Raw genomic sequence first — 26097 nt, forward strand, 5'->3', positions numbered from 1 at the left:
GTTATTTAGCATCCAGATGTATCAATGCAAAAACAGCGTAATTTATCATGTCTTGATAATTGGCATCAATCCCTTCAGAAACAAGTGTTTTTCCACTGTTATTTTCAATTTGTTTTACACGAAGTATTTTCTGAAGTATTAAGTCTGTCAATGAACTTACACGCATTTCACGCCACGCTTCTCCATAATCATGATTTTTATCCAGCATGAGTTGCTTGGTTTTTACAACTTGTTCATCATAAAGTTGCGTTGCTTCTTCTATAGAAAAATCTGGTTGTTCCACAACTCCTTTTTCTAATTGAATCAGCGCCATTATAGAATAATTTACAATTCCTATAAATTCACTTGTTTCATCTTCGGCAATTTTTTGCTCAATATTTTCTTGCAAACCACGAATACGTTGTGCTTTAATAAAAATTTGATCCGTTAAGGATGGTAGTCTAAGAATACGCCATGCGCTGCCATAATCATGCATTTTACTGATAAACAGCCCCCTGCATTTTTCAATCTGATCGTTGTATTGATTTGAAGTATCCGCCATGAGTGATTTGTAAGATTTTGCGTAAATTTCGCTTAAATATATCAATTTAAAAAAAATTGCACACTCTTAATTGTAAAGGTAGCCTCATTGATCTTTCCGTTCCAAAAGTAATGGGCATAATTAACGTTACACCCGATTCTTTTTATGACGGCGGAATAACATTCACTGAAAAAGAAATTTTAACTCAAGCCGAGAAAATGCTCGCTGAAGGAGCCACTTTTCTAGATATTGGCGGCTATAGCACACGCCCTAGCGCTACTGATATTTCAGAAAAAGAAGAATCAAAAAGAGTGGTTAAAGCAATAGAAGCAATCCTAAAAAAAATTCCAGAAGCTTTAATTTCCGTGGATACTTTTAGGAGTGAAGTTGCGAAAAAGGCCGTATATGCTGGAGCAGCGATAGTAAATGACGTTTCTGGCGGTGTCTTGGATCCAAAAATGTATAAAACCGTTGGAAAATTAAAAGTTCCTTATGTTTTGATGCATATGCGCGGCACTCCAAAAACGATGACGAGATTAACGGAATACAAAAATGTAACAGTTGAAGTTATAAAAGATTTATCTGAAAAAATTGCACGCGCTAGAGCGGAAGGAATAACTGATATTATTGCCGATCCAGGTTTTGGCTTTGCGAAAACAAGCGAACAAAGTTTTGAACTTTTGAATAAGCTTGAACTCTTTCAAAATCTAGAAATCCCAAATTTAGTAGGAATTTCACGAAAATCAATGATATACAAAACTTTGGAAATTTCAGCTAAAAATGCCTTGAATGGAACCACCTCATTAAACACAATTGCACTTTCAAAAGGAACTGCTATACTTCGGGTTCACGATGTAAAGGAAGCTAACGAATGTGTAAAACTCTGGATGAAATTAAAGGCTAGTAGTGAGTAATGAAATTATAAAACAATAATTACAGTGGTTTCAATAGAATCAATTTTTAAAGTACTTTTACAAAAAAACGAACACCTTTGGATTTTCTCGACATTCGAATTATAGATATTGTAGATATAGTGCTTGTTGCGTTTCTGCTGTACTACCTCTATAACTTGGTAAAAGGTACCGTAGCCATCAATATACTGGTGGGAATTATTATTGTATATGCTATTTATATAGTTACCCAATTATTAGAAATGGAGCTTTTAAGCAAGATTCTTGGCGGCTTTCTTGGTGTGGGCATGTTTGCATTAATCGTAGTTTTCCAGCAAGAAATACGGAAATTTTTATTGTTGTTAGGCTCCACAAATTTTAATGCGCGACGTCGGTTTTTTAAACGTTTTAATTTATTAGAAAAGGAGTCTGGAATTAAAACCAACCTAGAAGGGATACTTGCCGCATGTAAGAAAATGGCCGCTTCTAGCACGGGTGCTCTGATTGTTTTGCAACGAAACAATAGCCTCGATTTTGTTAAAAACACTGGAGATGAGATGAATCTAGAAGTAAATCAACCTATTATAGAAAGTATTTTTTTTAAAAATAGCCCCTTGCATGATGGGGCAATGGTTATTGAAGAAAACCGAATTACCGCAACGCGTGTTATACTACCGGTTTCAAACGATCGAAAAATTCCATTACGCTTTGGGCTTAGACATCGTGCAGCTGTTGGTATTTCTGAAAAAACAGATGCAGTTTGCATAGTTGTTTCCGAAGAAAATGGGCAGATTTCCTATTTAAAAGATGGCGATTTTGTGCTTTTTGATACGACTGATGATCTTATGAAGATCTTGAAAAAAGATTTAAGTTTAAACTAGATTGTTTCCTCAGCCATAAACTGAACTTCGTATAGATTTCTATAAAAGCCTTTTTCAAGTTTTAGTAATTCTTTGTGTGTGCCTTCTTCAACAATTTTCCCCGCATCCATCACTATAATCTTATCCGCTTTTTTTATTGTTGCCAATCTATGTGCAATTACTATTGAAGTACGTCCTTTCGTGATTTTATCTGTAGCTGTTTGAATCATCTCTTCAGAATATGTATCTACAGAAGAAGTCGCTTCATCAAGCACTAAAACACTGGGGTTACTTACATAGGCGCGAAGGAAAGAAATTAATTGCCGCTGTCCTGATGAAAGCATACTACCACGCTCCTTTACATTATAATGATAACCTTCGGGAAGCGACGCTATAAATTTATGAACCCCAATTTCCTTAGCTGCAGCTATTACCTCAGCTTCAGATATGTTTGGGTTATTAAGTGTAATATTATTTAAAATAGAATCTGCAAAAAGAAAAACATCCTGCAAAACCACGGCAATCTGGTTTCTTAGTGTGGCAAGCTTATAGTCTTTTACGGAAATTCCATCAATCAAAATTTCACCGCTTTTAATTTCATAAAAACGATTCAAAAGATTGATAATTGTACTTTTTCCAGCTCCTGTAGCGCCAACAATAGCAATGGTTTCACCTGGGTTTGCTTTAAAGGAAATTCCTTTTATTACTTCCTCATCATCATTATACCCAAAATGCACCGTTTTAAATTCAATTTCACCTTTAGTGCTCACATAATCTATGGTTCCAGTATCTGCAATATGCGATTTGGTATCGAGAATTCCAAAAACACGATTCGCAGCAACCATTCCCATTTGCAGGGTATTAAATTTATCTGCAATCTGCCGAAGCGGTCTAAAAAGCATTTCGGCATATTGAATAAACGCAGTAATAATACCAAGTGTAACCACGCCACCACCAATCACGTTTAAGCCTCCATACCAAACCACCAACCCTGTTGCTACAGCTCCCGTCATTTCAGCAATGGGAAAGAAAATAGAGTTATACCAAACTGTTTTTATCCATGCCTTTCTATGGTTTTTATTAATTTCTTGAAAACGATCGTATTCGGTTTTTTCTCGGGTAAATATTTGAACTATTTTCATCCCGGTAATACGCTCTTGCACAAAAGTGTTCAGGTTAGCAACTTGGTTGCGAACATCTTCAAATGCTACTTTCATCGCCTTTTGAAATACTCTGGTTGCATACAAAATAAAAGGCAAAACAATAAAAACAATCAACGACAATCGCCAACTTTGATAAAGCATAAACCCAGCAATTACAAGCATTTTTAGCAGATCGCTAATTATCATAAAAAGTCCTTCACTAAAAATACTCGAGATGGTTTCCACATCATTCACAGCGCGGGTTGTCAATCTTCCCACGGCACTTTTATCGAAATATTTCATTCTAAAACTCATCATCAAACGGAAGAGTTTCTGGCGCATATCGCGGATGACGCTTTGACCTAGATAGTTTGTATAAAATATAAATGCGAATTGAAAAATAACTTCCAACAGCAGCACCACAATCATTAAAATGATGTACTTCATAAAACCTTCGCCATCTTTTGGCACCATGGAATTATCTATCGCTAATTCTAAAAGGTACGGACGCAGAACGGCGAGCCCAGACATTATAATTGCGGCGAAAGCAACAAAATAAAATATGGCGCGGTACGGCCGCGTAAAAGCTAAAAGTCTTTTAAAGAGAGAAAAGTCGAATGCGTTGCCTGTAGTTTCTGACACTTTTTAATTAGATGAATTGAAAATTATTCTTTTATAATCTGTGATACAAAAGTTGTTTTTGGATAAATAACTTTGGTTAAATACAAGCCATGGGCTGGTGCTGAAGCCCCTGCTTCCCCCCTATTCTTGCTGTTTAATATTGCTTGAAAATCTTCTAAAGAAGTTTTTTTATAACCTACATCCAAAAGGGTCCCAACAATAGCACGAACCATATTACGCAAAAAACGATCTGCAGCGATTGTAAAAATAAGTGTATTTTTTTGGGTTTCCCAATTAGCTTTTACGATTGTACAATTGTACGTCTTTACATCCGTTTTGGAGCGCGAAAAACATTGAAAATCGTTATGGTGTAATAGCTTTTCCGCAGCCTGATTCATTAAAGCCACATTTGGTGTTTTGTTTATTTGAAAAGCAAAATCCTGTGAAAAAGGATCTTTCTCTAACGAAACTATATATTCATATTCCCTTTCTACAGCATCAAAACGAGCATGGGAATCTGCATTAACTTTAAAAATGTTTTTTATTGAAACATCCTTCGGAAGAAAGGAATTTAGTCTAAAAATAAAAGCTGGGATGTTTTCAATTAATTCAAAATCAAAATGAGCGAATAGCTGTTTTGCATGCACCCCTGTATCGGTTCTTCCAGCACCTGTGATTTTAATCTCTGTGCGAAGCAGTGTAGACAGCGTCTCTTCTAAAACCTGTTGTACACTAATTTCAGTGGGTTGGCGTTGCCATCCAAAATAATTTTTCCCTTTATAGGTTATTTCTATAAAATATCGCACTTCGTCTTTTTTCAGAGTTACAAAATTACAATTTACAAGTCAGCATTTCTGTTATAACTTTAAAAAACTTAATACCTTCGCCAAACAACAAAACTTCACAAGTTGAAAAAAATACTTTTGCTTAGCGACACCCACAGTTATATTGATGGAAAGATTTTGAAGTATGTAAAGCAAGCGGATGAAGTATGGCATGCTGGCGATATTGGAGATCTTTCGGTAACAGATGCCATACAAAAGCTAAGACCATTACGTGCCGTTTATGGGAATATCGACAACGCTGAAGCACGTTTAGAGTTTCCACTACACAATCGTTTTATGTGTGAAAAAGTTGCCGTTTGGATTACGCATATTGGAGGTTATCCCGGAAAATACAATCCTGCTATTCGACAGGAAATATATTCAAATCCACCAAAAATATTTATTTGTGGGCATTCACACATTCTAAAAGTAATGCCCGATAAAACTACGGGGCTTTTACACATGAATCCTGGTGCGGCAGGAAAACACGGTTTTCATAAAGTACGAACCATGCTTCGCTTTGAAATTGATGGTGAAAAAATTCAGAATTTGGAAGTTATTGAGTTTAATGAGTAATGCGTAGTGAAAATTGCTACTACGCTAGAATTTTAGCGTTAATTAAAATCAAAAAACCCTCAAAGATGGCATTCTTTGAGGGTTTTGCACTAATATACCAAGATTGGTTTATCGCAAACGATCTACAGATTTTACAAGGTCCTCATCCCTTTTTATGGCCTTGTTGGCCAGCACTAAAAATACGATAGAAATGATGGGAAAAAACACCCCAATACCCTTCTCTGAAACTAATGTTTCTCCGGATAAAGTAAGTGATCTATATACGAAAACTCCCAGTAATACAAAGTTTGATACTATATTTAAACGGTTGAGCACAAACTGCAACTGTCTTTTCTTAAAGCTTAAAATAGAAATTATTGATAAAACAACAGACACGAAAATAAGTCCAAAAAATAATGGTTCACTTCGTTCAAATATTGGAGCACCATTTTCCCCTAAAACTACAGGAAACCACATATACAGCGCCCCCATAACAAGGATGGAACAGATTATATATATTGTTTGAATACGTTGTATCACGCTAAAAAATTAATTTCGGGAACAAAAATACTGTTTCTTTTTAAAAAAAATAACAGTAGAATTTAATTTATTATCGTATAATTGCAGTATCTATTCGTAACCAACTCAACAAAGGTTACTTAGTCTTCAAAAAAATTTTCAACGTACTTACCTTCTCAACAGGAATAAATAGTATCAACATAAACTTATATTTTTTTTAAATGTTTGAAATTTCAGAATTAAAAAACAAAAAGCTACCTGAACTTCAGGATATAGCTAAAGAACTTAATGTGCCTAAATACCGCACTCAAAAAAAATTAGACTTGGTGTATCAAATCCTTGATTATCAAGCAGCAAATCCTAAGGCTGTTAAGGCGGTTATAAAAGAAGAAACTTCTTTAGAAACCAAGAAAACAGAAAAAGCCACTCCTTCTCCTCAAGCTTCCCAAGAGAACAAACCGAAGCCTCGTCCTGCAAGGAACGAAAACAAAAAACCACAACCTCCAAGACCCCATCATAGTAAAAAAAATGATGATGATAAAAAGGTTAACGACACCAAGCCTACTGAGGAGAAACGTTCTAATAACGACAAAAGGGAGAACGACAAAAAACCACAACATCAAAAAGCCAACGCTGGCGATAACGACAACCGTCAGAAAAATCAGCGAAATGATAAAAATAATTCAGACACTAGGCCGAAACACCAAAATCACAAACAAAAAGATGGCAATGTGCAGGATAACAGAAACAATGGAAACAAAGATTCTAGAAACCGTTACCGCGAGCCCGATTATGAATTTGATGGTATTATAGAGAGTGAAGGCGTGCTAGATATTATGCAAGACGGCTACGGCTTTTTGCGCTCTAGTGATTACAACTATTTATCGTCTCCCGATGATATTTATGTTTCGCAATCGCAAATTCGTCTTTTCGGTTTAAAAACTGGAGATACCGTTTTGGGGGAAGTGCGTCCGCCAAAAGAAGGCGAAAAATATTTTCCATTAATTAAGGTAAACAAAATAAACGGTCTAAACCCAAATGTGGTTCGTGATCGTGTTTCTTTTGAACACCTAACACCGCTTTTTCCACAGGAAAAATTTAACCTAGCCGATAAGCAAAGTACCATTTCTACACGAATTATCGATCTTTTTGCCCCAATTGGAAAAGGTCAGCGTGGAATGATTGTTTCGCAACCTAAAACAGGTAAAACAATGTTGCTAAAGGATATTGCAAATGCAATAGCGGCAAACCATCCTGAGGTATACCAAATCATTCTTTTAATTGATGAACGTCCAGAAGAAGTTACCGATATGCAGCGTAATGTACGTGGTGAAGTTGTTGCTTCAACCTTTGATAAGGAAGCTACGGAACACGTTCGTGTAGCAAACCTCGTAATTGACAAGGCAAAACGGTTGGTAGAATGCGGCCATGATGTGGTGATTCTTTTAGACTCTATTACGCGTTTGGCACGTGCCTATAACACGGTACAACCAGCAAGTGGTAAAATTTTGAGTGGTGGTGTAGATGCAAATGCGCTACACAAACCAAAACGTTTCTTTGGTGCTGCCCGAAATATTGAAAATGGAGGTTCCCTAAGTATTATTGCTACTGCTTTAACAGAAACAGGCTCTAAAATGGACGAAGTTATTTTTGAAGAATTCAAAGGAACTGGGAACATGGAGCTTCAATTGGATAGAAAAATTTCTAACAGAAGAATTTTCCCAGCAATTGATCTTACTTCATCTAGCACACGTCGCGATGATTTATTATTGGATGAAAATACAATTCAACGCATGTGGGTACTGCGCAAATATCTTGCAGATATGAATCCTGTAGAAGCGATGGAGTTCATTAACGACCGTATCAAGAAAACGAGAAATAATGAAGAATTTTTAATATCCATGAACGGATAAAAACACTTAAATACTATACATAAAAATCCCTCAAACATCTGTTTGAGGGATTTTTTTATAGGTTAAATATATTTTTCAAGCTCTACCTAACTACCCTTTATTACCAAACCTACGTGGGGTATAAATACCGCTAAGAGACTTTTCTATTATCCAGCAATTTATATTTTGAATGCCTGATAAAAAAAGCCCCAATCATTTAGATTGGGGCTTCCTGTATTAAAAGTTAATTACCTTTATAGTAATTATTGCTTAATAACTTTTTGAGTGTAGCTACCTAGGTTAGTATCAAGAGTAAGGAAATAAACTCCAGGAGCAATTCCAGAAACGTTCATAGTTCCATTTGAATATGTAACGCCTGTTGTTTTTCCAAGAACGCTTACTAAAGAAGAATTTTGAACTTCAATATTTGTAGGAAGTTTAATATTCAATACATCAGTTGCTGGGCTTGGGTAAACAGAAACTACTTCAGCAAGGTTTTCACCAACTGAAAGAAGATCATCACCAACAACATTCATTAAGTATTGGTTATCTGGAAAACCAATCGCAGAAGTTGTAGTTGGTTCTGTAATAGCACAATCTACAGCAGATAAGTAACTATCATCATCTTCACCAGCATTGTTTACACCAGGGAAAAAAGTTTCACCAGTGTTCGTTCCACTACTTGGTGCATTTACTTCAAATACAACAATAGATCCAGCAGGAATAGTAGCTGTCATTGGAACAGTAACCAAAGAAAGGTCATCAGCAGAGCTACTTGTATGTGTTGTTGAAGCAATTAAGTTTAAATTTGCAACAGCAAGATCATCCGTATCTGCAGTATAAATGTTTAAGTTTATTAATTTTCCGTCATCTGCACTTCCTTGACCATATTGTACTTCAGAAACTGCAAAATCTCCGTTTACTCCAAAATCAGTTAAATAGTAAGCTCTAAAAAAAGAGTTTTCGCTGTATGTTAAGCCAACGTTGTCCCAACAAGCAACACCACCGTCAACAACGTTAACAGGATCTGCAGATTGAGTAAGAATTGTTTGAGACTGAGCTGCGAATGTTAACATAACTGCTACAAGCGCTAATGTAATTTTTTTCATTTTTTTTATTTAAATTTATTAATAATTTGCCTCAAAACTATACATTACAATTTACAACCAAAAGCCAAAAAACCGCATTTTTAAAGGCTTTAAAAACAATTAGACTTAAAATATTCATTACAAATCAATTACCAAAACCGTATTTTCAAACTTTAACTTTTTCTTATACTTTTTAGCCCCGTTAGCCACCTAAAATTTGTAGGAAAGACTATTGTTTTTACAAAAAAAAACACATTTATGAAGCTACTTTTATCGCTATCGACACTGTTATTCACATTTACTATACAAGCCCAAACCCAGCTGCTTTATGAAAAACATAATGGAAAACAAACTGAAACCTATACGGAGATTATTGAATTCTACACAACCCTTTCAAAAAAATACGCCGCTATAAATTCATATGAAATAGGAAATACCGACAGTGGGTTTCCTCTTCATTTAATTGTTTTCGACCCTCAAAATAAAAGTAAATTAACTTCAAACTATCCTATAAACACAAACGATAGAAATCTACTTTTAATTAACAATGGCATCCATCCTGGAGAGCCAGACGGAATTGACGCTACCATGTTGCTTTTTCGAGATTTGGCTGAAAACAAAATCCCTATTCCCCAAAAAACTATTATAGCCACAATTCCAGTGTATAATATAGGTGGCGCATTAAACAGAAACAGCACAAGTCGCACCAATCAAAATGGCCCCGAAGCCTATGGTTTTCGTGGAAATGCGAGAAATTACGACTTGAATCGTGATTTTATTAAAGCTGACACCAAAAACGCAAAGGCTTTTACAGAGGTTTTTCACCTTCTCAATCCAGATTTATTCATAGACAATCATGTTAGCAACGGAGCCGACTACCAATATATACTTACCCATCTTTTTACACAACACAATAAATTAGGTGGCGATTTAGGCAATTATCTTCATACTTCACTAATGCCTCAATTGGAGGATTCTTTACGTCAAAAAGAATGGGATATTACACCCTATGTAAATGTTTTTAACCAAGTTCCAGAAGCTGGCTTTTCTCAGTTTATGGACTCACCACGCTATTCAACAGGCTACACCTCTTTATTTAATGCTTTGGGATTGATGGTAGAAACACATATGCTAAAACCCTACAAACAAAGAGTTGAAGGCACCTATGAACTAATGAAGACCTTTATTTCAATCGCTGAAAAAGATGCCGAAAAAATAAAATTACTTCGGAAAAATTCTTTTGAAAAATATAAAGCAGGTAGCTATTACCCTAGTTCGTGGCAAATTGACTCTACAAAACCAACAACGCTCCATTTTAAGGGTTTTGAAGGAAAAATGATTCCAAGTAGTCTTACTGGTGCTTCACGTTTAAAGTATTTTCGCGACAAACCTTTTACAAAAAACATCACGTATTTCAATAATTTTAAAGCTATAGATTCTATAAAAATCCCAGTTGCGTATATTGTTCCGAAAGGATATTGGAATATTATAGAGCTTCTTAAATTGAATAAAATCGAGTTTTCTGAATTTAAAAAAGACACAATTATTTCTGCTGAAGTATATCGAATTAGCAATTACGAAACCGTTAAAACCCCCTTTGAAGGGCATTACCTTCATTACAAAACTGAAGTAACAAAAAACACAGAACATGTTGCTGTAAAAAAAGGGGATTTCCTTGTAAAAACAAAACAAAAAGGCGTTCGTTATGTACTGGAAACACTGGAGCCCACAGCAACTGATTCTTTTTTTAATTGGAATTTCTTTGATGCAATTCTTCAGCAAAAAGAAGGTTTTTCACCGTATGTATGGGAGGATATGGCTGAAAAATTTCTAAATGAGAATCCAGTTATCAAAAATGAATTTGAAAACAAAAAGCGCACTGAACCAGCTTTCGAAAGAAACTGGTATATACAATTAGATTGGATTCATAAAAAATCTCCTAATTATGAAAAATCACATCTTCGTTATCCTATCGTTCGAGTGGGTGGTTAAATATTCTTTAGGAAATAACAACTTTATATTTTCGTATGAGTCGAGCAGTGCTTTCTGTGATTTTTCAAAATTCTTCCACTTTGCTTTTTTAATCCCTTCATCGGGTTGGGGAACAAGTGGGCCGTCATAATCACTAAACATTTCGTACCAATATGTTATTTTCAATCGAAACTTATTATTTCGTGTAAAAACATGGTAGGTTTTCATCATAAAATCACGAATTTCTAAATTTTGCACCCCAGTCTCCTCCATTACTTCGCGTATTGCTGCAGCTTCATGGGTTTCCCCTTTTTCGATTTTTCCTTTTGGAAGATCCCATTTTTTATTGCGACGAATAAAAAGAATTTCTTTTTTGCTATTATAAACCATTCCACCAGCGGCTTCAACAACTTTAATTTTCTTCCGGAGAAAAAGCTCTAGTTTTTCCGCATTTTTATGATAGAGGTTCACATAGAGCAGTTCGCCGTTGTTTATCTTTTTCACCAACTTTTTAAAACGTGCCTGTTTTAAAGGAATGGTAGTATAGTGTTCCCCAATATTTTTCTTTGTAGATAGAATAATAGGGATTTCTTTTACAAAAACTTTATACATTTGTACAATGATATTAAACAAAGAAACGGCACAAAAAACCGCTGCGTTACTATTGCAAATTAATGCAATAAAATTACAACCACAAAACCCTTTTACATGGGCATCTGGGTGGAAATCTCCAATTTATTGCGATAACCGCATCACACTTTCGTATCCAGTAATACGAAATTACATTCGTGAAAACCTTGCTAAACAGATTGAAGAAATCTACGGAAAGCCCGAAATGATTGCTGGGGTAGCTACAGGAGCAATTGGTATTGGCGCATTAGTGGCAGACTATTTGAACGTTCCTTTTTGCTATGTACGTCCAGAAGCAAAAGGGCATGGACGTCAAAATAAAATTGAAGGTTATTTAGAACCAAATACAAATGTGGTAGTTGTGGAAGACCTTATTAGCACTGGAAAAAGTAGTTTAATGGCCGTGGAGGCATTAAATGAAGCCAATGCGACCGTGAAAGGAATGTTAGCTATTTTTAGCTATGGTTTTAATATTGCGGATGAAAATTTTAAAAATGCAGGCGTTATTTTGAATACCCTCAGCAATTATGAAACATTACTTGAGGAAGCTGAAAGATCAAAATACATAAACGCTGACGAAGCAAAATTACTTTCAGAATGGCGTGAAAACCCTGCTGTTTGGGGAAGATAATAGCTGATAAAAAATTGCAATTAAGAATAAAAAAATAATTTCGATGAAATTAAATAGTAAAAAAGTAACCGTTCAAAAATCTGCTGAAGCACTCTGTGATTTTTTAACCGATGTAAAGAATTTCGAAACATTAATGCCTGAAAACATTAGTAAGTTTGAGGTTATCAGAGAAAATGCCTTCATTTTTGCTTTAAAAGGAATGCCCGAAATTGCGCTAGAAGTAAAAGATATTGAAAAACCAAACAAAGTTGTTCTGGGTGCTATTAGCGATAAAATTCCTTTCACGTTAACCGGAAATATTGAAGAAATTTCGGAAAACACCTCAACGGTAGAATTACTTTTTGAAGGCGAATTCAATACGATGATGGCAATGATGGTAAAAGGACCTATTTCTAAATTTATTGAAACACTTGCATCAAATTTAGAGCAGCTTTAAACAATTTCAGTTTTAGTATATTAATTTCACTTCTTTGAGTTGAAATTTTTGCAGGGAATTATTTTCTATTTCCACCAAAAGTTCACCACTATCTGAAATACCTTTTATAATTCCATTAAAACCGAGGCCGTTATTTTTCTCAAAAAAAGAAACCACATCTCTTCTAAATAAATCTTTTTCATAATGAGTTTTCAGTTCTAAAAAATCTTTAGCTGAAAGATTTTCTAAGTTTTTGAAAATCGTTTTTAAAAGTAGTTGTAATACTTCTGCTAACTGAAACGTTTTCCCTGTTTCCAATTTAAAAGAGCTTGCTTGCGGTAAAGCAGGAAAATCAGTTTCATTTACATTTATACCAATTCCTATTACGGAGTACTTTACATTACTGCCTTCCAATATATTTTCAATTAAAATGCCGCCTATTTTCTTTTTGGCTGACAATATGTCGTTTGGCCATTTTATTGCAATATTTGGAATTTGAAGCGCTTTTATTGCTTCCGAAATGCCCAACGAAACCGCCATAGATATCATAAATTGTTTTTCCACATCAAGAGCTTCAAAGCGCTTTAACACACTAAAAGTAAGGCTTTGACCTTCTCTAGAAAGCCATCCATTACCCATTTGTCCACGTCCAGAAAGTTGGCTCTCAGCCACCACAACCGTTTTGTCTTCTTGATACGTTTCTTTTGCCAACCGCTTTAAGTAAGTGTTGGTAGAATCGATGGCATTAAGTTTGATTAAGTTCAAAAGGATAATTAAGATTAGTATTACGCGTTTAAGGCGCTTCAAGAAACAAAAAAGTAATAACTTTGCGAAAAGTAAAGAAATATAATTAATGCAGAAAAAACAAGCAGGAACAGATCAACTTATTACTCAAATAATACGAGGGATTGAAGACGTAAAAGGAAAAGATGTTGAAATTCTTGACCTCAGAGAAATAGAAAATACAGTTTGTGACTATTTTATAATATGCAATGGTACTTCAAACACACAAGTAAATGCCATTGTAAACTCTATTCAAAAATCAGTAAGCAAAGCTTTAAAGGAAAAACCTTGGCACGTTGAAGGAAGCGACAACTCAGAGTGGATACTAATGGATTATGTGCACGTAGTTGTTCATGTATTCCAAAAGCATATTCGTGAGTTTTATGATATTGAAGGGCTTTGGGGAGATGCAAAATCAGTTAAAATAGAAACAACTAATTAAAAAGAAATTTGCCTTATGGCTGAAGAAAATAAAAATAAAAAGAACGATTCCAAAAAGCCGAAGGCTACTTATTATTGGATCTATATTGCTATAGCCCTACTTTTTTTAGGACTGAATATTTTTGGTGGAGGAAGCTGGTCTCAGCCTGCGAAAACAAATCAAGCAAAATTTGAAGAATTTTTAAAAGATGGTGATGTTGAAAAAGTAGACGTTATTAATAAAAAAATTGCAAAAGTTTACCTTACTGATGTTGCAAAAGAAAAAGAGATTCATGCAAAAAAGGGCAATACACCTTCTTTTTTAGCGCCAGGACCAAACGACCCAGACTATCAGTTTGAATTTGGTGACTTACAATTATTTCAAAATGATTTTCAAGAAATAAGAGCTGAAAACAATCTAACAACAACCTTAAACTTTGATACCGACAGTAATGTTTGGGGAGATATTTTAATGGGCATATTACCCTTTGTAATCATCATCGGAATTTGGATATTCATCATGCGAAGAATGTCATCAGGTGCTGGTGGCGGTGCAGGCGGGCAATTGTTTAACATTGGAAAATCGAAAGCAAAGCTTTTTGACGAAAAGACAGATGTAAAAACATCATTTAAGGATGTAGCTGGCCTAGAAGGCGCCAAAGAAGAAGTACAAGAAATTGTAGATTTTCTTAAAAACCCAGACAAGTATACTTCATTAGGAGGAAAAATTCCAAAAGGAGCACTATTAGTAGGCCCTCCTGGAACTGGAAAAACATTATTAGCAAAAGCAGTTGCCGGCGAAGCTAAAGTTCCTTTCTTCTCTCTTTCAGGTTCAGACTTTGTTGAAATGTTTGTAGGGGTAGGAGCATCACGTGTACGTGATCTTTTTAAACAAGCGAAAGACAAATCTCCAGCAATTATTTTTATTGATGAAATAGACGCTATTGGTCGTGCGCGTGGAAAAAATAATTTTTCAGGAAGTAATGACGAACGTGAAAACACCCTAAACCAATTGTTAACAGAAATGGACGGTTTTGGCACAAATACAAACGTAATTGTACTTGCTGCAACCAACCGTGCAGACGTGCTTGATAAAGCATTAATGCGTGCTGGTCGATTTGACAGACAAATTTATGTGGATCTTCCAGACGTGCGTGAACGCAAAGAGATATTTGAAGTGCATTTGCGTCCAATAAAAAAGGATGATAATCTAGACACTGATTTTCTGTCAAAACAAACACCAGGATTCTCTGGCGCCGACATTGCTAATGTATGTAATGAAGCCGCACTTATCGCTGCTCGTAATGGTAAAAAATCTGTAGGAAAACAAGACTTTCTTGATGCGGTAGATAGAATTGTAGGGGGGCTTGAAAAGAAAAATAAAATAATGACAATGGACGAAAAACGCGCCATTGCATACCATGAAGCCGGTCACGCAACTGTAAGCTGGATGCTCGAGCATGCCGCGCCTTTAGTGAAAGTTACTATTGTGCCACGTGGGCAATCTTTAGGTGCCGCTTGGTACCTACCCGAAGAAAGGCTAATTATTCGCCCAGAACAAATGCTCGATGAAATGTGTGCTGCTCTTGGAGGACGTGCTGCTGAGAAAGTTATTTTTAATCGTATATCTACTGGCGCATTGAGTGACTTGGAGAAAGTAACCAAACAAGCGAGAGCTATGGTTACTATTTATGGCTTGAATGATAAGATTGGAAACCTTACGTATTATGACAGCAGCGGACAATCTGAATATAATTTCTCTAAACCTTATAGTGAAAAAACTGCTGAACTTATTGATAAGGAGATTTCATTACTCATAGAAAGTCAATATGATCGAGCTATAAAACTATTGGAAGAGAACAAAGACAAGCTAACAGAATTGGCAAATGTACTTCTTGAAAAAGAAGTTATTTTCAAAGACAATCTTCAAAAAATATTTGGAGATCGTCCTTTTCAAGCACCAGAAGAAGCCACAAGAGTTACAACAAATTAGGTCTTTTTAGTTTTAAGCTATAAAACTTCAGTATAGATTTTATATATTTGATGATTGACGTATTTATAAACTCCTCAACGACGTATTAATGAGTCTATTTAAAAGACTTTTAAATCCAAACTATAAATCAGACGAGAAGGCCAAGCGTGCCGACAACGTTGACCATAGCAGCTATTACCCTGAGCAAAAACTTCCTATTGACGAAAAATTTACCTTTAACTTTAAAAAAAATGGAGGTAAATTTATCTATTGTGAAAACTGGGAAGAAGTAAAGGAGTATTTTGATAATATAATGTTGGAAAACGATTGGTATGAGCAGGATGTTTATTGTATAAATGAACAACTTTGCAAAAAATTTGATGGCTTCAACCTTAATTTCGTCAAAAATATCGAAGCCACTTTTTTTCTCTCTACCTGTGAATCGTTAGTGTCAAACAACGGGTCCATTTTACTTTCTTCCAATCAAATTAAAGAAAAAAAACTAAATGAACTCCCCTCTAACTTTGTGGTTTTTGCCACTACAAGTCAGCTTGTAGACACCATAAGTGAAGGTTTAAGAAACATAAAAAACCAAAGTACAGGTTACATTCCTAGTAACATTACTACCATTCAAGACTTTGAAACTGAAAAAGAAAAAGATTTTATGAGTTATGGAAGTAGCACAAAAAACCTATATTTGTTGTTACTGGAAGACTTATAATATGAAGGAAATTCTTGTACGAACCCTCTCGGGCGTATTATACATTTCGATCATCATCTTTGCAATGTTCACATCTCGTGAATGGTTTATGGGGCTTTTTTTTGTACTAGCGGTCATCACACTAAGTGAATACCTAAAGCTTGTACATTTAACAAGTTACTTAGCATACTTCCTACTAGCAGCAGCTTTTTATTTTTTAAGTTATCGTGTTTTTGATATTAATGCGGTGTATCTCTTCTTAATTTTAAGCGGGTTTGTAAACCTCTTTCTACTTAAAGACGTCTTGTGGACAAGTAAAATCCCCATGTTTGAAAAAAAGAAATACATTACCGTAATTTTATATATTATTAGCGGTTTTGTGTTTCTTACACTTATACCTATTATGGATGTGGATGGCCCATTTATGCCAGAACTCATAGTAGCAGTTTTTATACTCATTTGGTGTAACGATACTTTTGCTTATCTTGTAGGAAAAAACTTTGGAAAACATAAACTCTTAGAGCGTATTTCTCCCAAAAAGACCATTGAAGGTTTTGTGGGCGGAATGATGGGTGCTCTTTTAGCAGGGATTGTTATCTTTAAGTTATTGGAAAATTACAGCCCCATGGATGCTGAAAAATATCCACTATGGGTTTGGATTACAATGGCTATTATAGTTGCCGTTTTTGGAACTATAGGCGATTTAATTCAATCAAAGTTTAAAAGACAGGCCGGTGTTAAGGACAGCGGTATTATTATGCCTGGCCACGGAGGGCTCTATGACCGGCTAGACAGCATTATTTACGCAAGCCCATTTGTTTATGCATTTTTATTGATAGTTGACAATGTTTCATAAAGAAGGTTTTAAAATTATTTTTACAGCACTGGTAATCGTTATCGGAGCTAGTCTTTTAGCAAATGTTTTTGTTGAAAACACTACCATTCGGGGCGGTATTATTATTTCATTAATAGTTCTCTTGCTACTTATATTACAGTTTTTTAGAAATCCTAAAAGAAATTTTTTGGCACAACCAGAGAATGTTCTTTCTCCTGTTGATGGAAAAGTTGTAGTTATTGAGGAAGTTTTTGAAAAAGAATATTTCAAGGATAAAAGATTACAGGTTTCTGTCTTTATGTCTCCCATAAATGTCCACGTAACTCGATACCCCGTTGGAGGAAAAGTAGTTTATAGTAAATACCACCCTGGAAAATACTTAGTTGCTTGGCATCCAAAATCATCTGAAGAAAATGAACGCACCACAGTTGTTGTGAGAAATGAAGCTTTTGGGGAAGTTTTATACCGCCAAATAGCCGGAGCTTTAGCAAAACGTATTGTTAATTACGCTAAACTAAACACTGAAGTTTCACAAGCCAGCGATAGTGGTTTTATAAAATTTGGTTCCCGCGTGGATGTTTTTCTCCCGCTTGGCACCAAAGTAAACGTTCAACTGAACCAAAAGGTAAAAGGAGGTATTTCTATAATTGCAGAAAAATAATGACTTCGGAAGAATTAGACATCGCTTTTAGAACTGCTGTAGCTAGTATAAACGAGCATACTGAGCCTTTCCCAGCAGATTTTTTATTACGCCTTTACTCCTATTACAAAAAAGCTACAGGCGATCAAGACTTACCCAGCAGCAACAATCCATTGATAACTGCATTTAAAACCAACGCCCTTTTTCAAGCAAAAAATTTAACTCCAGACGAAGCCAAAACGCTTTATGTTGAAGCAGTAAACCATTATTTCTTATATAGAAAATAAAATACTTTTAAAATAACTTAAAAAAACGCCCTTACAGCTCAATAGCTATAAGGGCGTTTTATATTTACTTTAAACCCGACAAACTTGCTTTTAACGTTTCAATCTTTGCAAGCGCATCTGCTTCTTTTTGTCTTTCAAGTGCTACAACTTGCTCAGGAGCACCACTTACAAACCGCTCATTTTTAAGCTTACCTTGTACACTCCTTAGGAAACCTTCGGTGTATTTTAATTCTTCGGAAAGCTTTTCTATTTCTTCTTCAATGTTAATCGCCCCTGTAATTGGGACAAAATATTCATTGCTTTTTACACGAAAAGTAAGGGCCCCATCCAGCTTTTCTGAGATGTAATTTAATGTTGAAATATTCCCTAATTTTGAAATCACAGTATCAAAATCTTTCGAAGCATTTTCCTTATTTAAAACCGAAAGTTCGATTGTATCTTTAAAAGAAATATTTTTCTCTTTACGAATCGTTCTAATTCCAGAAATTACTTCAGAAGCAAATTCAAAGTTTTTAATTACCGCTTCGTTATATTCCTCAGCCTTAGGCCATTCAGAAACAATCAATGCCTCAGCAGCCTCACGTTTTGCTATATGTTGCCAAATTTCTTCTGAAATAAAAGGCACAAAAGGGTGCAGTATTTTTAGGTTATCCTCTAAGAGGGATATAACCTCCAAATAAGTTTTCTCAGAGATTTTTTCACCGAATGGTGGTTTTACCATTTCTAGCAACCATGAGCAGAAATCGTCCCAAACCAGTTTATAGGTTGCCATTAAAGCATCACTAATTCTATATTTACCATAATGGTCTTCAATCTCGGCAAGGGTTTTTTGAAATTTACTTCGGAACCATTGAATTGCAATAACATCGCTTTGCGACTGTTCCATTGCGACAGAAACCTCCCACCCCTCTATTAAACGGTAGGCGTTCCAAATTTTATTTACGAATGCACTTCCTTGCTTACAAAGGTCTTCATCGAACATTAGATCGTTCCCTGCTGGCGAACTTAAAAGCATCCCCACACGCACACCATCAGCTCCGTAAACGTTCATTAAATCTATTGGGTCTGGAGAATTACCAAGAGACTTACTCATCTTTCTACGTTGCTTATCCCGAACAATCCCCGTTAAATAAACATTTGTAAAAGGTTTCTCATTTCTATATTCATACCCGGCAATAATCATTCGTGCTACCCAGAAAAATAAGATCTCTGGCGCAGTAACCAAATCGTTGGTTGGATAATAATAATTTACTTCTTTATTATCAGGCTCCAAGATTCCATTAAAAACACTTATAGGCCATAACCAAGAAGAAAACCAAGTATCTAAGGCATCTGGATCTTGTTTTAGGCTGTTGGTCGTTAGCTGCTGGTTGTTGGTTTTCTTCTTTGCAAGTTCAACTGCTTCTTCAATAGTTTCGGCAACCACAAAATCTTCCTTCCCATCTCCATAAAAATAAGCCGGAATTTGTTGTCCCCACCAGAGCTGGCGTGAAATATTCCAGTCGCGTACATTTTCCATCCAGTGACGGTACGTGTTCACAAACTTTTCAGGAACTAAATTTACATCTTTTTCAAGAACAGCATCCAAAGCTGGTTGTGCTAATTCCTTCATTTTTAAAAACCATTGGTCGCTCAATTTTGGCTCTATTACTGCTCCTGTGCGCTCACTGGTTCCTACCTTATGTATATGCGTTTCTATTTTTGAAACTACGCCCATCGCTTCCAGTTCTTTTACAATTTCCTTGCGAACCACAAAACGATCTTTCCCTTCATAATGAAGCCCAAAGCTATTTAAAGTACCGTCATCGTTAAGAATATCAATAATTTCAAGCTTGTGCTTATCCCCTAGCATCTTGTCATTTTCATCATGTGCAGGGGTAACTTTTAAACATCCTGTACCAAATTCAACATCTACGTATTCGTCTTCAATGATTGGAATACTTCGATTACATACCGGAACAATTGCTTTTTTACCACGAAGATGAGCAAAACGCGCATCAGTTGGGTTTATACAGATTGCGGTATCTCCCAAAATAGTTTCAGGACGGGTGGTAGCAATGGTTAATGTATCATCACTTCCTTCAATTTTATAGTTTAAGTAATAAAGATTTCCTTGTTTTTCTTCATAAATAACTTCTTCGTCAGAAAGGGTTGTTTTCGCTTGTGGATCCCAATTTACCATTCTATAGCCTCGATAGATGTTTCCTTTATTATACAAATCCACGAAAACTTTTATTACAGAAGCAGACATTTCTGGATCCATTGTGAATTTGGTTCGTTCCCAATCACACGAAGCACCTAGTTTTTTTAGTTGTTCAAGAATTATCCCACCATGTTTGTGAGTCCATTCCCACGCGTGTTCTAAAAACGCTTCACGAGAAAGTTTGGCTTTGTCAATTCCATCGGCTTTTAATTTTGCAACAACTTTTGCTTCCGTAGCAATTGAAGCATGATCTGTACCGGGTACCCAACACGCATTAAACCCTTGTAAACGGGCGCGACGAATTAGAACATCTTGTAGGGTATTATTAAGCATATGCCCCATATGAAGCACCCCAGTAACATTTGGCGGCGGAATGACTATGGTGTATGGCGTTCTGTCATCAACTTCAGAATGGAAATAATTGTTTTCCATCCAGTAGCTATACCACTTGTTTTCAATTTCTTTTGCATTATATTTTGCTTCTATTGCCATACTTTGGTCTAATATTTGAGTAATCAATGCAAAAGTAAATATATCTACAGGATAATAAAAGGAATAAGTTATTTTGCAGAATGTTTAAAGTTCTATACTTTTACAATAATTAAAAAACAAAATCATGAAAAAATTAGCTCTTATGGCTCTTGTTGCCTTTATCGGTTTTGCCGCACAAGCACAACAAGCAAAAATTACTTTCAAGGAAGACACTGTAGACTACGGTTCAATTGAAAAAGGTAGTGATGGTGTTCGTGTGTTTGAATTCACAAACACTGGAGATGCTCCCCTTATTATAACTGATGTAAAATCTAGCTGTGGCTGTACTGTCCCGAAAAAACCAGAAGGACCTATTGCTCCCGGTGCTAGTAGCTCTATTCAGGTTAAATATGACACAAACCGTGTTGGACCAATTAGAAAAACTGTTACTGTTTATTCAAATGCCAGCGAAACAATGGTGGCTTTAAAAATAAAAGGGGAAGTACTCAAAGAAACAGGTAGTGTTTTAGAAAAAAGCTAAATAGCTCGCATACAAATTAGAAAATCTGGTTGAAGCCTCTAGCTTTAACCAGATTTTTTTTTAAAAGACACTTCTAAGATAGAACCTCGTTTTACTAATAACCCCGTTTCGTTTAATTTCTATTGAGATTCGTTTGCCTTCTTCCCTAGAAAACACTTCAACTAACTCATATAGTTTATATTGGTAACTAGGTTTTCCATTAATTGAAATTACCTCATCTCCTTTTAGTATTCCTACTAATGCCGCAGGAGAACCTTCGCGTACATCAACCACCACAAACTTAGGAACCAATGAAAATTGAAACTCAGTAGTCACAGAAATACTGTTTTGTGAAAAGCTTTGATTTGCATTTAAGCGATCCGAATTTACAACCGCTTGTTTTTCTTGCTTCACCAGCTCTACACCTTCATGTTCAAGAGTTAATCCGCTCATGTTATAATTAAATGGATTATTAAATTTATGATTCTTTTTGAAGCGAACAATTTTGTTTCCGTAATCAAAAATTACTGTAAACCTACTTAAAAAACCACCTCCCAGGCTTCCATCTCTATCTTCGTAATAACGTGCTTTTGTTATTGCAGCTTCATCGGGAAAGGAAGTACTTACTTCATTTAATTGAAAACCACCAATAAGGAGTTTTGGGATTCTTGTGCGTTTTCCAAAGATATTTCCGCTAAGTCCAAGACCTAAAAAATCTTTAAAATAGTTTTTTGGCGACTCCTTAATAAACCCTTTTTTATCAAAAAGCCAAAGCACATCGCTGGAGCCAGAGTCCACCAAAAGTTTTACCTCTTCCTGTTTTTCACCAGAAGCAGTTTTCAATGAAATATAGGGTTTCATCCCCACAAAATTCAATGCTAAATCTTCACATTTCTTACATGTTTTTAATGCATATTTTTTAGGGTTATAAATTGTAATAACTTCCGAAGTATAGTTAATTTTAACTATAAAATTCTTAAAAAATTCATTCCCCAAAATACCGTGAATCGGAATCCCCATTCTAGGTGAAAAATTAAGCGTACTATCAAAAATTACATAGAGCGCATGACGAGTATCTATAGCTGTGCCTACTTTAATATGATTGCTTAAACTTTTTAAAGCTGCTACAGCCCCACCAGCTCCTAACCCCTGTAGCGTAACAGGAGAAGTGTTTTTAAGCTGCACACTATCTGCGGCCTCCAAACTAAAAAGTATGGTAGACTTTACCCCTGTATCCAATATAAAAGAAAGCGGTGTACCGTTAATCTCAACTTCAATAATAGGTAAGTTATTTACCAAGCGAAATGGGATGCGATCCTTTTTTTTTGCATCAGGCATAAAAAATCCTGTTTGCGCAGCTACTGCAGCATAAAAACAAATAAAAAGCAAGATTAACAATGATTTACGCAAATTTTTAAGAATTACATTGAATAAACCTGAAGGTATAAAAAAAAGCTGAATGTTGCTTAGACCAGTATCAATTTATAAAATATATTTCGCAACTTTGCAACAAACAAATTCACTATGCCTTCAGTTTCAAACAAAGGGAAAAACATGCCGGAATCACCTATCCGCAAACTGGTTCCCTACGCAGAAAAAGCTTATAAAGCTAATAAAACAGTTTACCACCTTAATATTGGTCAACCAGACATCAAATCGCCAGACATAGCAATGGAAGCTGTGGCAAACCACCATCTGGAGATTCTTGCGTATACACGCTCTGAAGGTTCAGAAGAATATCGAAAAAAAATTGCCTCCTATTATCAAAACAACAATATCCCGGTTCAATCTGATGAAATAGTTGTTACCACCGGAGGTAGTGAAGCGCTGTTATTTGCCATGGGAAGCATTGCCGATACTGACGATGAAATTATTATCCCAGAACCATTTTACGCAAACTACAACGGCTTTGCAACAGCTTCTGGAGTAAAAATTGTTCCTGTTAATTCAAAAATTGAAGACAACTTTGCATTGCCTCCAATTTCAGAATTTGAAAAACTTATTACCCCAAGAACAAAAGCCATACTTATCTGTAATCCAGGGAATCCAACCGGATATCTCTATTCAAAAGAAGAAATAAAAACTTTGGCAGCAATTGTAAAAAAACACGACTTGTTTTTAGTTGCTGATGAAGTATACCGTGAATTCACCTATGACGGCTATAAGCATTACTCGATACTCGAAGAAGAAAGCATGGCTGAAAACGGAATAATTATAGATTCCGTATCGAAAAGATATAGTATGTGCGGTGCTCGCATTGGCTGTTTGGTTTCAAAAAACAAACAAGTTATTGCAACTGCTTTGAAATTTGCACAAGCTAGATTGAGCCCCCCCACATTTGCACAAATTGCAAGTGAAGCAGCGCTTCAAACGCCACAATTATATTTTGATGAAGTTATTACGGAATACCAAGACAGAAGAAATACCTTAGTAGCTGCACTAAAAGCTATTCCAGGCGTTCAAGTAGGCGAGCCAAAAGGTGCGTTTTATTGCATCGTTCAACTACCTATAAAGAATAGTGACGCATTTGCTCAGTGGCTTTTAGAGGAATTTGATGATAATGGCGAAACCATAATGGTTGCTCCTGCAGCAGGCTTCTATTCCACTCCAGGCATAGGTTTAAACCAAGTTCGAATCGCATATGTGCTTAAAAAAGAAAGTCTTATTAGGGCCGTTGAAATCTTAAAACTTGCGCTTCAAAAATATAAGGATTGATACAAATTGAAGAAAATAAATCGCTAAAAACCTACAATACTTTCGGAATAGATTGCCACGCGCGCTATTTTGTTTCAATTGAAACTATTGATGAATTAAAAAAAGTGCTTTCTGAAAAGCCTTCAGCGGCACTTTTTATTCTTGGCGGTGGAAGCAACATGCTACTCACCAAAGATTTAAATGCATTTGTACTTCACATTAATTTAAAAGGAATAGAAATCCTTAAAGAGACCGACACCGAAGTTTTAGTAAAAGCGATGGCTGGTGAAAACTGGCATGAATTTGTTCAATATTGTATTGAAAAAGATTTCGGTGGACTTGAAAACTTATCATTAATCCCTGGAAACGTTGGCACGGCACCCATTCAAAACATTGGTGCTTATGGTGTTGAACTAAGAGACACTTTTGAAAGTTGTAGCGTTCTTGAAATTGAAACTTTAAAAGAAACCGTTTTTACTAAAGAAGAATGTTCTTTTGGATATCGAAATTCAATTTTTAAAAATGAAGCAAAAGGAAAATTTATCATTACAAGTGTCATATTTCGATTAACAAAAGGCAATCATAAAACAAGTGTTTCATACGGTGACATTCAGAAAAATTTAACGGATAGAAATATTAATAAACCCACAATTAAAGCTATTTCAGAGGCTGTTATTGCCATTCGGCAATCAAAGCTTCCAGATCCAAAAGTTTTAGGAAATAGCGGGAGTTTTTTTAAAAACCCCATTGTAACTTCAGAAATATTTAAAGAGTTTAAACAAAAATTTCCAGAAGCTCCTTTTTATGAAGTTTCTCCAACAGAATTCAAAATTCCCGCTGGTTGGTTAATAGAAAATGCTGGTTTTAAAGGCAAACGTTTTGGCGATGCTGGCGTTCATAAAAACCAAGCGCTTGTTTTAGTTAATTATGCAAACGCAACAGGCAAAGAAATTTGGCAATTGGCAATGGATATTCAAAAAAAGGTAAAACAAACGACCGGGATTTTTATTGAACCAGAAGTAAATATTTTTTAGTTGGCATTTAACACCCCATCAACAATAAAAACTACCCCGTTAGCGCCTACTATATCCGCTTTTATAACTTTAACTTCACCACCTTTTCCATCAGAAATAAATAGATTTTCACCGATTTTTGTAGCTGTCAGAGTAATTCCAGCCAATGTTTCTAATTTGGCTTTTCCAGTAGGGGCAATTTTTTGAATTAATGCTGCGGCATCAAGCTTTTCATTAAGGATGTGAGACTGTAGCATCTCCTCCAACTTGATTTTATTATTTGGCATTGCATAGAATTTTTTCCTTTCAGCCGAAATATTTTCAAAAGCACTATCAGATGGAGCAAAAACAGTAAAGGTTTCCTTGTCGCTAAAGAGCAACTCGGTCATTTCAGCGGTAACCGTATAACTTGCAAATTTTTTCAACTGAGAATCAGTCATTACCCGAGACATTACACTGCGTATTTCAGCAATATCTTGAGAAGACAAATCTTTCTTTGTCGCTTTTTTTGGAGTAATGTCTTCAGAAACAACTTCTGTCCTGTTTATATTCTCTTGATTTTTTGTTTTATCCTTACATGAAAATACTATACCCGCTAACATAAAAATCAAAAGGAAAGAGAATGGCTTTTGCATCGTTAAAATTTTTAAAATGAAGACTAAAAATACTTAAATTCTGAGCAAAACAATAAGAAAGATTGTACTTTTGTAACTTAAAATAAAGTCATGAAGCTTTTACTTATTACCTTAGTATTATTGCTGCTTGGTGTAGCTGGCATCGCCATTAAAATTTGGGCAAAAAAAGACGGAAAATTTGCTGGCACCTGTGCCAGTCAGAGTCCATTTTTGAACAAAGAGGGTGAAGCATGTGGTTTCTGTGGAAAAACTCCAGATCAATTTGAAAATTGTTCCGGTGAAAATTCTGAAATACAAAATCCAAATTCCAAATAAAAACCTTGTCATTTTTTGTTATAACTTGGCTGTGTTTTGGAAGCACTCTTA

At 35.5% G+C, this 26097-nt stretch carries 27 protein-coding genes; 17 read left to right on the forward strand and 10 right to left on the reverse strand.

Annotation, left to right across the window (positions count from 1 at the left end; translation table 11 throughout):
* Position 1 precedes the first annotated feature (1 nt).
* On the reverse strand, positions 2 to 541 hold the full coding sequence (locus ABJ955_RS02120; protein WP_347372953.1) for a DUF1599 domain-containing protein: 540 nt from the start codon (positions 539 to 541) through the stop codon (positions 2 to 4).
* A 110-nt stretch (positions 542 to 651) separates the two neighbouring features.
* Between ABJ955_RS02120 and folP the strand changes: the two genes are divergently transcribed.
* Together folP and cdaA are read left to right on the forward strand one after the other, a co-directional pair.
* Positions 652 to 1434, forward strand: coding sequence for a dihydropteroate synthase (gene folP, locus ABJ955_RS02125; RefSeq protein ID WP_347372954.1), 783 nt, complete (start codon positions 652 to 654; stop codon positions 1432 to 1434).
* A gap of 77 nt (positions 1435 to 1511) precedes the next feature.
* Positions 1512 to 2291, forward strand: coding sequence for a diadenylate cyclase CdaA (cdaA, locus tag ABJ955_RS02130; protein ID WP_347372955.1), 780 nt, complete (start codon positions 1512 to 1514; stop codon positions 2289 to 2291).
* Here cdaA and ABJ955_RS02135 read toward each other — a convergent pair.
* Positions 2288 to 4054: an ABC transporter ATP-binding protein gene (locus ABJ955_RS02135; RefSeq protein ID WP_347372956.1), complete on the reverse strand. Its 1767-nt coding sequence runs from the start codon at positions 4052 to 4054 to the stop codon at positions 2288 to 2290. The two genes, cdaA and ABJ955_RS02135, sit on opposite strands and share 4 nt — an antisense overlap.
* A gap of 23 nt (positions 4055 to 4077) precedes the next feature.
* Entirely contained in the window at positions 4078 to 4839 is a 762-nt protein-coding gene (gene truA, locus ABJ955_RS02140; protein WP_347372957.1) for a tRNA pseudouridine(38-40) synthase TruA, read from the reverse strand.
* 102 nt (positions 4840 to 4941) lie between these two features.
* Here truA and ABJ955_RS02145 point away from each other — a divergent pair, with 102 nt between their 5' ends.
* The gene (locus ABJ955_RS02145; RefSeq protein WP_347372958.1) at positions 4942 to 5433 is read left to right on the forward strand and encodes a metallophosphoesterase family protein; all 492 of its coding nucleotides are present in this window, start codon (positions 4942 to 4944) and stop codon (positions 5431 to 5433) included.
* A 108-nt stretch (positions 5434 to 5541) separates the two neighbouring features.
* Here the strand turns inward: ABJ955_RS02145 and ABJ955_RS02150 are convergent, their stop codons facing one another.
* Positions 5542 to 5952, reverse strand: coding sequence for a DUF4293 domain-containing protein (locus ABJ955_RS02150; protein WP_347372959.1), 411 nt, complete (start codon positions 5950 to 5952; stop codon positions 5542 to 5544).
* A gap of 200 nt (positions 5953 to 6152) precedes the next feature.
* Here ABJ955_RS02150 and rho point away from each other — a divergent pair, with 200 nt between their 5' ends.
* Positions 6153 to 7844 carry a transcription termination factor Rho gene (gene rho, locus ABJ955_RS02155; RefSeq protein ID WP_347372960.1) on the forward strand — a complete coding sequence of 564 codons (1692 nt, stop codon included), beginning with the start codon at positions 6153 to 6155 and terminating at the stop codon, positions 7842 to 7844.
* A gap of 242 nt (positions 7845 to 8086) precedes the next feature.
* On the opposite strand, the gene ABJ955_RS02160 is transcribed toward rho, so the two are convergent.
* A complete protein-coding gene (locus ABJ955_RS02160; protein WP_347372961.1) occupies positions 8087 to 8932 on the reverse strand; it encodes a T9SS type A sorting domain-containing protein in 846 nt (281 codons plus the stop codon).
* A gap of 237 nt (positions 8933 to 9169) precedes the next feature.
* On the opposite strand from ABJ955_RS02160, the gene ABJ955_RS02165 reads away from it, so the two are divergent.
* Positions 9170 to 10903 carry a M14 family metallopeptidase gene (locus ABJ955_RS02165; protein ID WP_347372962.1) on the forward strand — a complete coding sequence of 578 codons (1734 nt, stop codon included), beginning with the start codon at positions 9170 to 9172 and terminating at the stop codon, positions 10901 to 10903.
* On the opposite strand, the gene ABJ955_RS02170 is transcribed toward ABJ955_RS02165, so the two are convergent.
* Positions 10865 to 11494, reverse strand: a complete 630-nt coding sequence (locus tag ABJ955_RS02170) for an NUDIX hydrolase (RefSeq protein WP_347372963.1) — start codon at positions 11492 to 11494, stop codon at positions 10865 to 10867. The two genes, ABJ955_RS02165 and ABJ955_RS02170, sit on opposite strands and share 39 nt — an antisense overlap.
* A 7-nt stretch (positions 11495 to 11501) precedes the next feature.
* Between ABJ955_RS02170 and pyrE the strand changes: the two genes are divergently transcribed.
* Positions 11502 to 12143 (forward strand): orotate phosphoribosyltransferase, encoded by a 642-nt coding sequence (gene pyrE, locus ABJ955_RS02175; RefSeq protein WP_347372964.1) that lies wholly within the window; start codon positions 11502 to 11504, stop codon positions 12141 to 12143.
* A gap of 43 nt (positions 12144 to 12186) precedes the next feature.
* Positions 12187 to 12579, forward strand: a complete 393-nt coding sequence (locus ABJ955_RS02180) for an SRPBCC family protein (RefSeq protein ID WP_347372965.1) — start codon at positions 12187 to 12189, stop codon at positions 12577 to 12579.
* A gap of 12 nt (positions 12580 to 12591) precedes the next feature.
* On the opposite strand, the gene ABJ955_RS02185 is transcribed toward ABJ955_RS02180, so the two are convergent.
* The gene (locus ABJ955_RS02185; protein WP_347372966.1) at positions 12592 to 13323 is read right to left on the reverse strand and encodes a biotin--[acetyl-CoA-carboxylase] ligase; all 732 of its coding nucleotides are present in this window, start codon (positions 13321 to 13323) and stop codon (positions 12592 to 12594) included.
* 88 nt (positions 13324 to 13411) lie between these two features.
* Between ABJ955_RS02185 and rsfS the strand changes: the two genes are divergently transcribed.
* The 6 genes from rsfS to ABJ955_RS02215 all read left to right on the forward strand — a co-directional run bounded on the left by rsfS (position 13412) and on the right by ABJ955_RS02215 (position 18195).
* A complete protein-coding gene (gene rsfS / locus ABJ955_RS02190) occupies positions 13412 to 13783 on the forward strand; it encodes a ribosome silencing factor (protein WP_347372967.1) in 372 nt (123 codons plus the stop codon).
* A 15-nt stretch (positions 13784 to 13798) separates the two neighbouring features.
* Positions 13799 to 15754, forward strand: coding sequence for an ATP-dependent zinc metalloprotease FtsH (ftsH, locus tag ABJ955_RS02195; protein ID WP_347372968.1), 1956 nt, complete (start codon positions 13799 to 13801; stop codon positions 15752 to 15754).
* Between the two features lie 88 nt (positions 15755 to 15842).
* Positions 15843 to 16454: an LUD domain-containing protein gene (locus ABJ955_RS02200; RefSeq protein ID WP_347372969.1), complete on the forward strand. Its 612-nt coding sequence runs from the start codon at positions 15843 to 15845 to the stop codon at positions 16452 to 16454.
* Position 16455: 1 nt separating this feature from the next.
* Positions 16456 to 17289 carry a phosphatidate cytidylyltransferase gene (locus ABJ955_RS02205; protein WP_347372970.1) on the forward strand — a complete coding sequence of 278 codons (834 nt, stop codon included), beginning with the start codon at positions 16456 to 16458 and terminating at the stop codon, positions 17287 to 17289.
* Positions 17279 to 17929: a phosphatidylserine decarboxylase family protein gene (locus ABJ955_RS02210; protein WP_347372971.1), complete on the forward strand. Its 651-nt coding sequence runs from the start codon at positions 17279 to 17281 to the stop codon at positions 17927 to 17929. Before ABJ955_RS02205 ends, ABJ955_RS02210 begins: the two co-directional genes overlap by 11 nt.
* A complete protein-coding gene (locus ABJ955_RS02215) occupies positions 17929 to 18195 on the forward strand; it encodes an acyl-CoA-binding protein (RefSeq protein ID WP_347372972.1) in 267 nt (88 codons plus the stop codon). The genes ABJ955_RS02210 and ABJ955_RS02215 overlap by 1 nt, the downstream gene beginning before the upstream one ends.
* Positions 18196 to 18259: 64 nt before the next feature.
* Here ABJ955_RS02215 and ABJ955_RS02220 read toward each other — a convergent pair whose 3' ends face one another.
* On the reverse strand, positions 18260 to 20890 hold the full coding sequence (locus ABJ955_RS02220) for a valine--tRNA ligase (protein ID WP_347372973.1): 2631 nt from the start codon (positions 20888 to 20890) through the stop codon (positions 18260 to 18262).
* Between the two features lie 124 nt (positions 20891 to 21014).
* Here ABJ955_RS02220 and ABJ955_RS02225 point away from each other — a divergent pair, with 124 nt between their 5' ends.
* On the forward strand, positions 21015 to 21410 hold the full coding sequence (locus tag ABJ955_RS02225) for a DUF1573 domain-containing protein (RefSeq protein WP_347372974.1): 396 nt from the start codon (positions 21015 to 21017) through the stop codon (positions 21408 to 21410).
* Positions 21411 to 21470: 60 nt separating this feature from the next.
* Here the strand turns inward: ABJ955_RS02225 and ABJ955_RS02230 are convergent, their stop codons facing one another.
* Complete coding sequence (locus ABJ955_RS02230; RefSeq protein WP_347372975.1) at positions 21471 to 22727, reverse strand: aspartyl protease family protein; 1257 nt, start codon at positions 22725 to 22727, stop codon at positions 21471 to 21473.
* Between the two features lie 186 nt (positions 22728 to 22913).
* On the opposite strand from ABJ955_RS02230, the gene ABJ955_RS02235 reads away from it, so the two are divergent.
* Entirely contained in the window at positions 22914 to 24104 is a 1191-nt protein-coding gene (locus ABJ955_RS02235; RefSeq protein WP_347372976.1) for a pyridoxal phosphate-dependent aminotransferase, read from the forward strand.
* Complete coding sequence (gene murB / locus ABJ955_RS02240; protein WP_347374351.1) at positions 24104 to 25117, forward strand: UDP-N-acetylmuramate dehydrogenase; 1014 nt, start codon at positions 24104 to 24106, stop codon at positions 25115 to 25117. The genes ABJ955_RS02235 and murB overlap by 1 nt, the downstream gene beginning before the upstream one ends.
* Here the strand turns inward: murB and ABJ955_RS02245 are convergent.
* Entirely contained in the window at positions 25114 to 25731 is a 618-nt protein-coding gene (locus ABJ955_RS02245) for a fasciclin domain-containing protein (protein WP_347372977.1), read from the reverse strand. The genes murB and ABJ955_RS02245 overlap by 4 nt on opposite strands.
* A gap of 90 nt (positions 25732 to 25821) precedes the next feature.
* Here ABJ955_RS02245 and ABJ955_RS02250 point away from each other — a divergent pair, with 90 nt between their 5' ends.
* On the forward strand, positions 25822 to 26046 hold the full coding sequence (locus ABJ955_RS02250; RefSeq protein ID WP_347372978.1) for a membrane or secreted protein: 225 nt from the start codon (positions 25822 to 25824) through the stop codon (positions 26044 to 26046).
* Positions 26047 to 26097 lie beyond the last annotated feature (51 nt).

Source organism: Aequorivita sp. Q41 (assembly GCF_039831855.1).
Classification (GTDB): Bacteria; Bacteroidota; Bacteroidia; order Flavobacteriales; family Flavobacteriaceae; genus Aequorivita.

Bases quoted from the DNA above. Each gene is read 5' to 3' on its own strand.
- ABJ955_RS02120 (WP_347372953.1), bottom strand. From the start codon at position 541: ATGGCGGATACTTCAAATCAATACAACGATCAGATTGAAAAATGCAGG.
- folP (WP_347372954.1), top strand. From the start codon at position 652: ATGGGCATAATTAACGTTACACCCGATTCTTTTTATGACGGCGGAATA.
- rho (WP_347372960.1), top strand. From the start codon at position 6,153: ATGTTTGAAATTTCAGAATTAAAAAACAAAAAGCTACCTGAACTTCAG.
- ABJ955_RS02160 (WP_347372961.1), bottom strand. From the start codon at position 8,932: ATGAAAAAAATTACATTAGCGCTTGTAGCAGTTATGTTAACATTCGCA.
- ABJ955_RS02165 (WP_347372962.1), top strand. From the start codon at position 9,170: ATGAAGCTACTTTTATCGCTATCGACACTGTTATTCACATTTACTATA.
- ABJ955_RS02170 (WP_347372963.1), bottom strand. From the start codon at position 11,494: ATGTATAAAGTTTTTGTAAAAGAAATCCCTATTATTCTATCTACAAAG.
- pyrE (WP_347372964.1), top strand. From the start codon at position 11,502: ATGATATTAAACAAAGAAACGGCACAAAAAACCGCTGCGTTACTATTG.
- ABJ955_RS02180 (WP_347372965.1), top strand. From the start codon at position 12,187: ATGAAATTAAATAGTAAAAAAGTAACCGTTCAAAAATCTGCTGAAGCA.
- rsfS (WP_347372967.1), top strand. From the start codon at position 13,412: ATGCAGAAAAAACAAGCAGGAACAGATCAACTTATTACTCAAATAATA.
- ftsH (WP_347372968.1), top strand. From the start codon at position 13,799: ATGGCTGAAGAAAATAAAAATAAAAAGAACGATTCCAAAAAGCCGAAG.
- ABJ955_RS02200 (WP_347372969.1), top strand. From the start codon at position 15,843: ATGAGTCTATTTAAAAGACTTTTAAATCCAAACTATAAATCAGACGAG.
- ABJ955_RS02205 (WP_347372970.1), top strand. From the start codon at position 16,456: ATGAAGGAAATTCTTGTACGAACCCTCTCGGGCGTATTATACATTTCG.
- ABJ955_RS02210 (WP_347372971.1), top strand. From the start codon at position 17,279: ATGTTTCATAAAGAAGGTTTTAAAATTATTTTTACAGCACTGGTAATC.
- ABJ955_RS02215 (WP_347372972.1), top strand. From the start codon at position 17,929: ATGACTTCGGAAGAATTAGACATCGCTTTTAGAACTGCTGTAGCTAGT.
- ABJ955_RS02220 (WP_347372973.1), bottom strand. From the start codon at position 20,890: ATGGCAATAGAAGCAAAATATAATGCAAAAGAAATTGAAAACAAGTGG.
- ABJ955_RS02225 (WP_347372974.1), top strand. From the start codon at position 21,015: ATGAAAAAATTAGCTCTTATGGCTCTTGTTGCCTTTATCGGTTTTGCC.
- ABJ955_RS02230 (WP_347372975.1), bottom strand. From the start codon at position 22,727: ATGCCTGATGCAAAAAAAAAGGATCGCATCCCATTTCGCTTGGTAAAT.
- ABJ955_RS02235 (WP_347372976.1), top strand. From the start codon at position 22,914: ATGCCTTCAGTTTCAAACAAAGGGAAAAACATGCCGGAATCACCTATC.
- ABJ955_RS02245 (WP_347372977.1), bottom strand. From the start codon at position 25,731: ATGCAAAAGCCATTCTCTTTCCTTTTGATTTTTATGTTAGCGGGTATA.
- ABJ955_RS02250 (WP_347372978.1), top strand. From the start codon at position 25,822: ATGAAGCTTTTACTTATTACCTTAGTATTATTGCTGCTTGGTGTAGCT.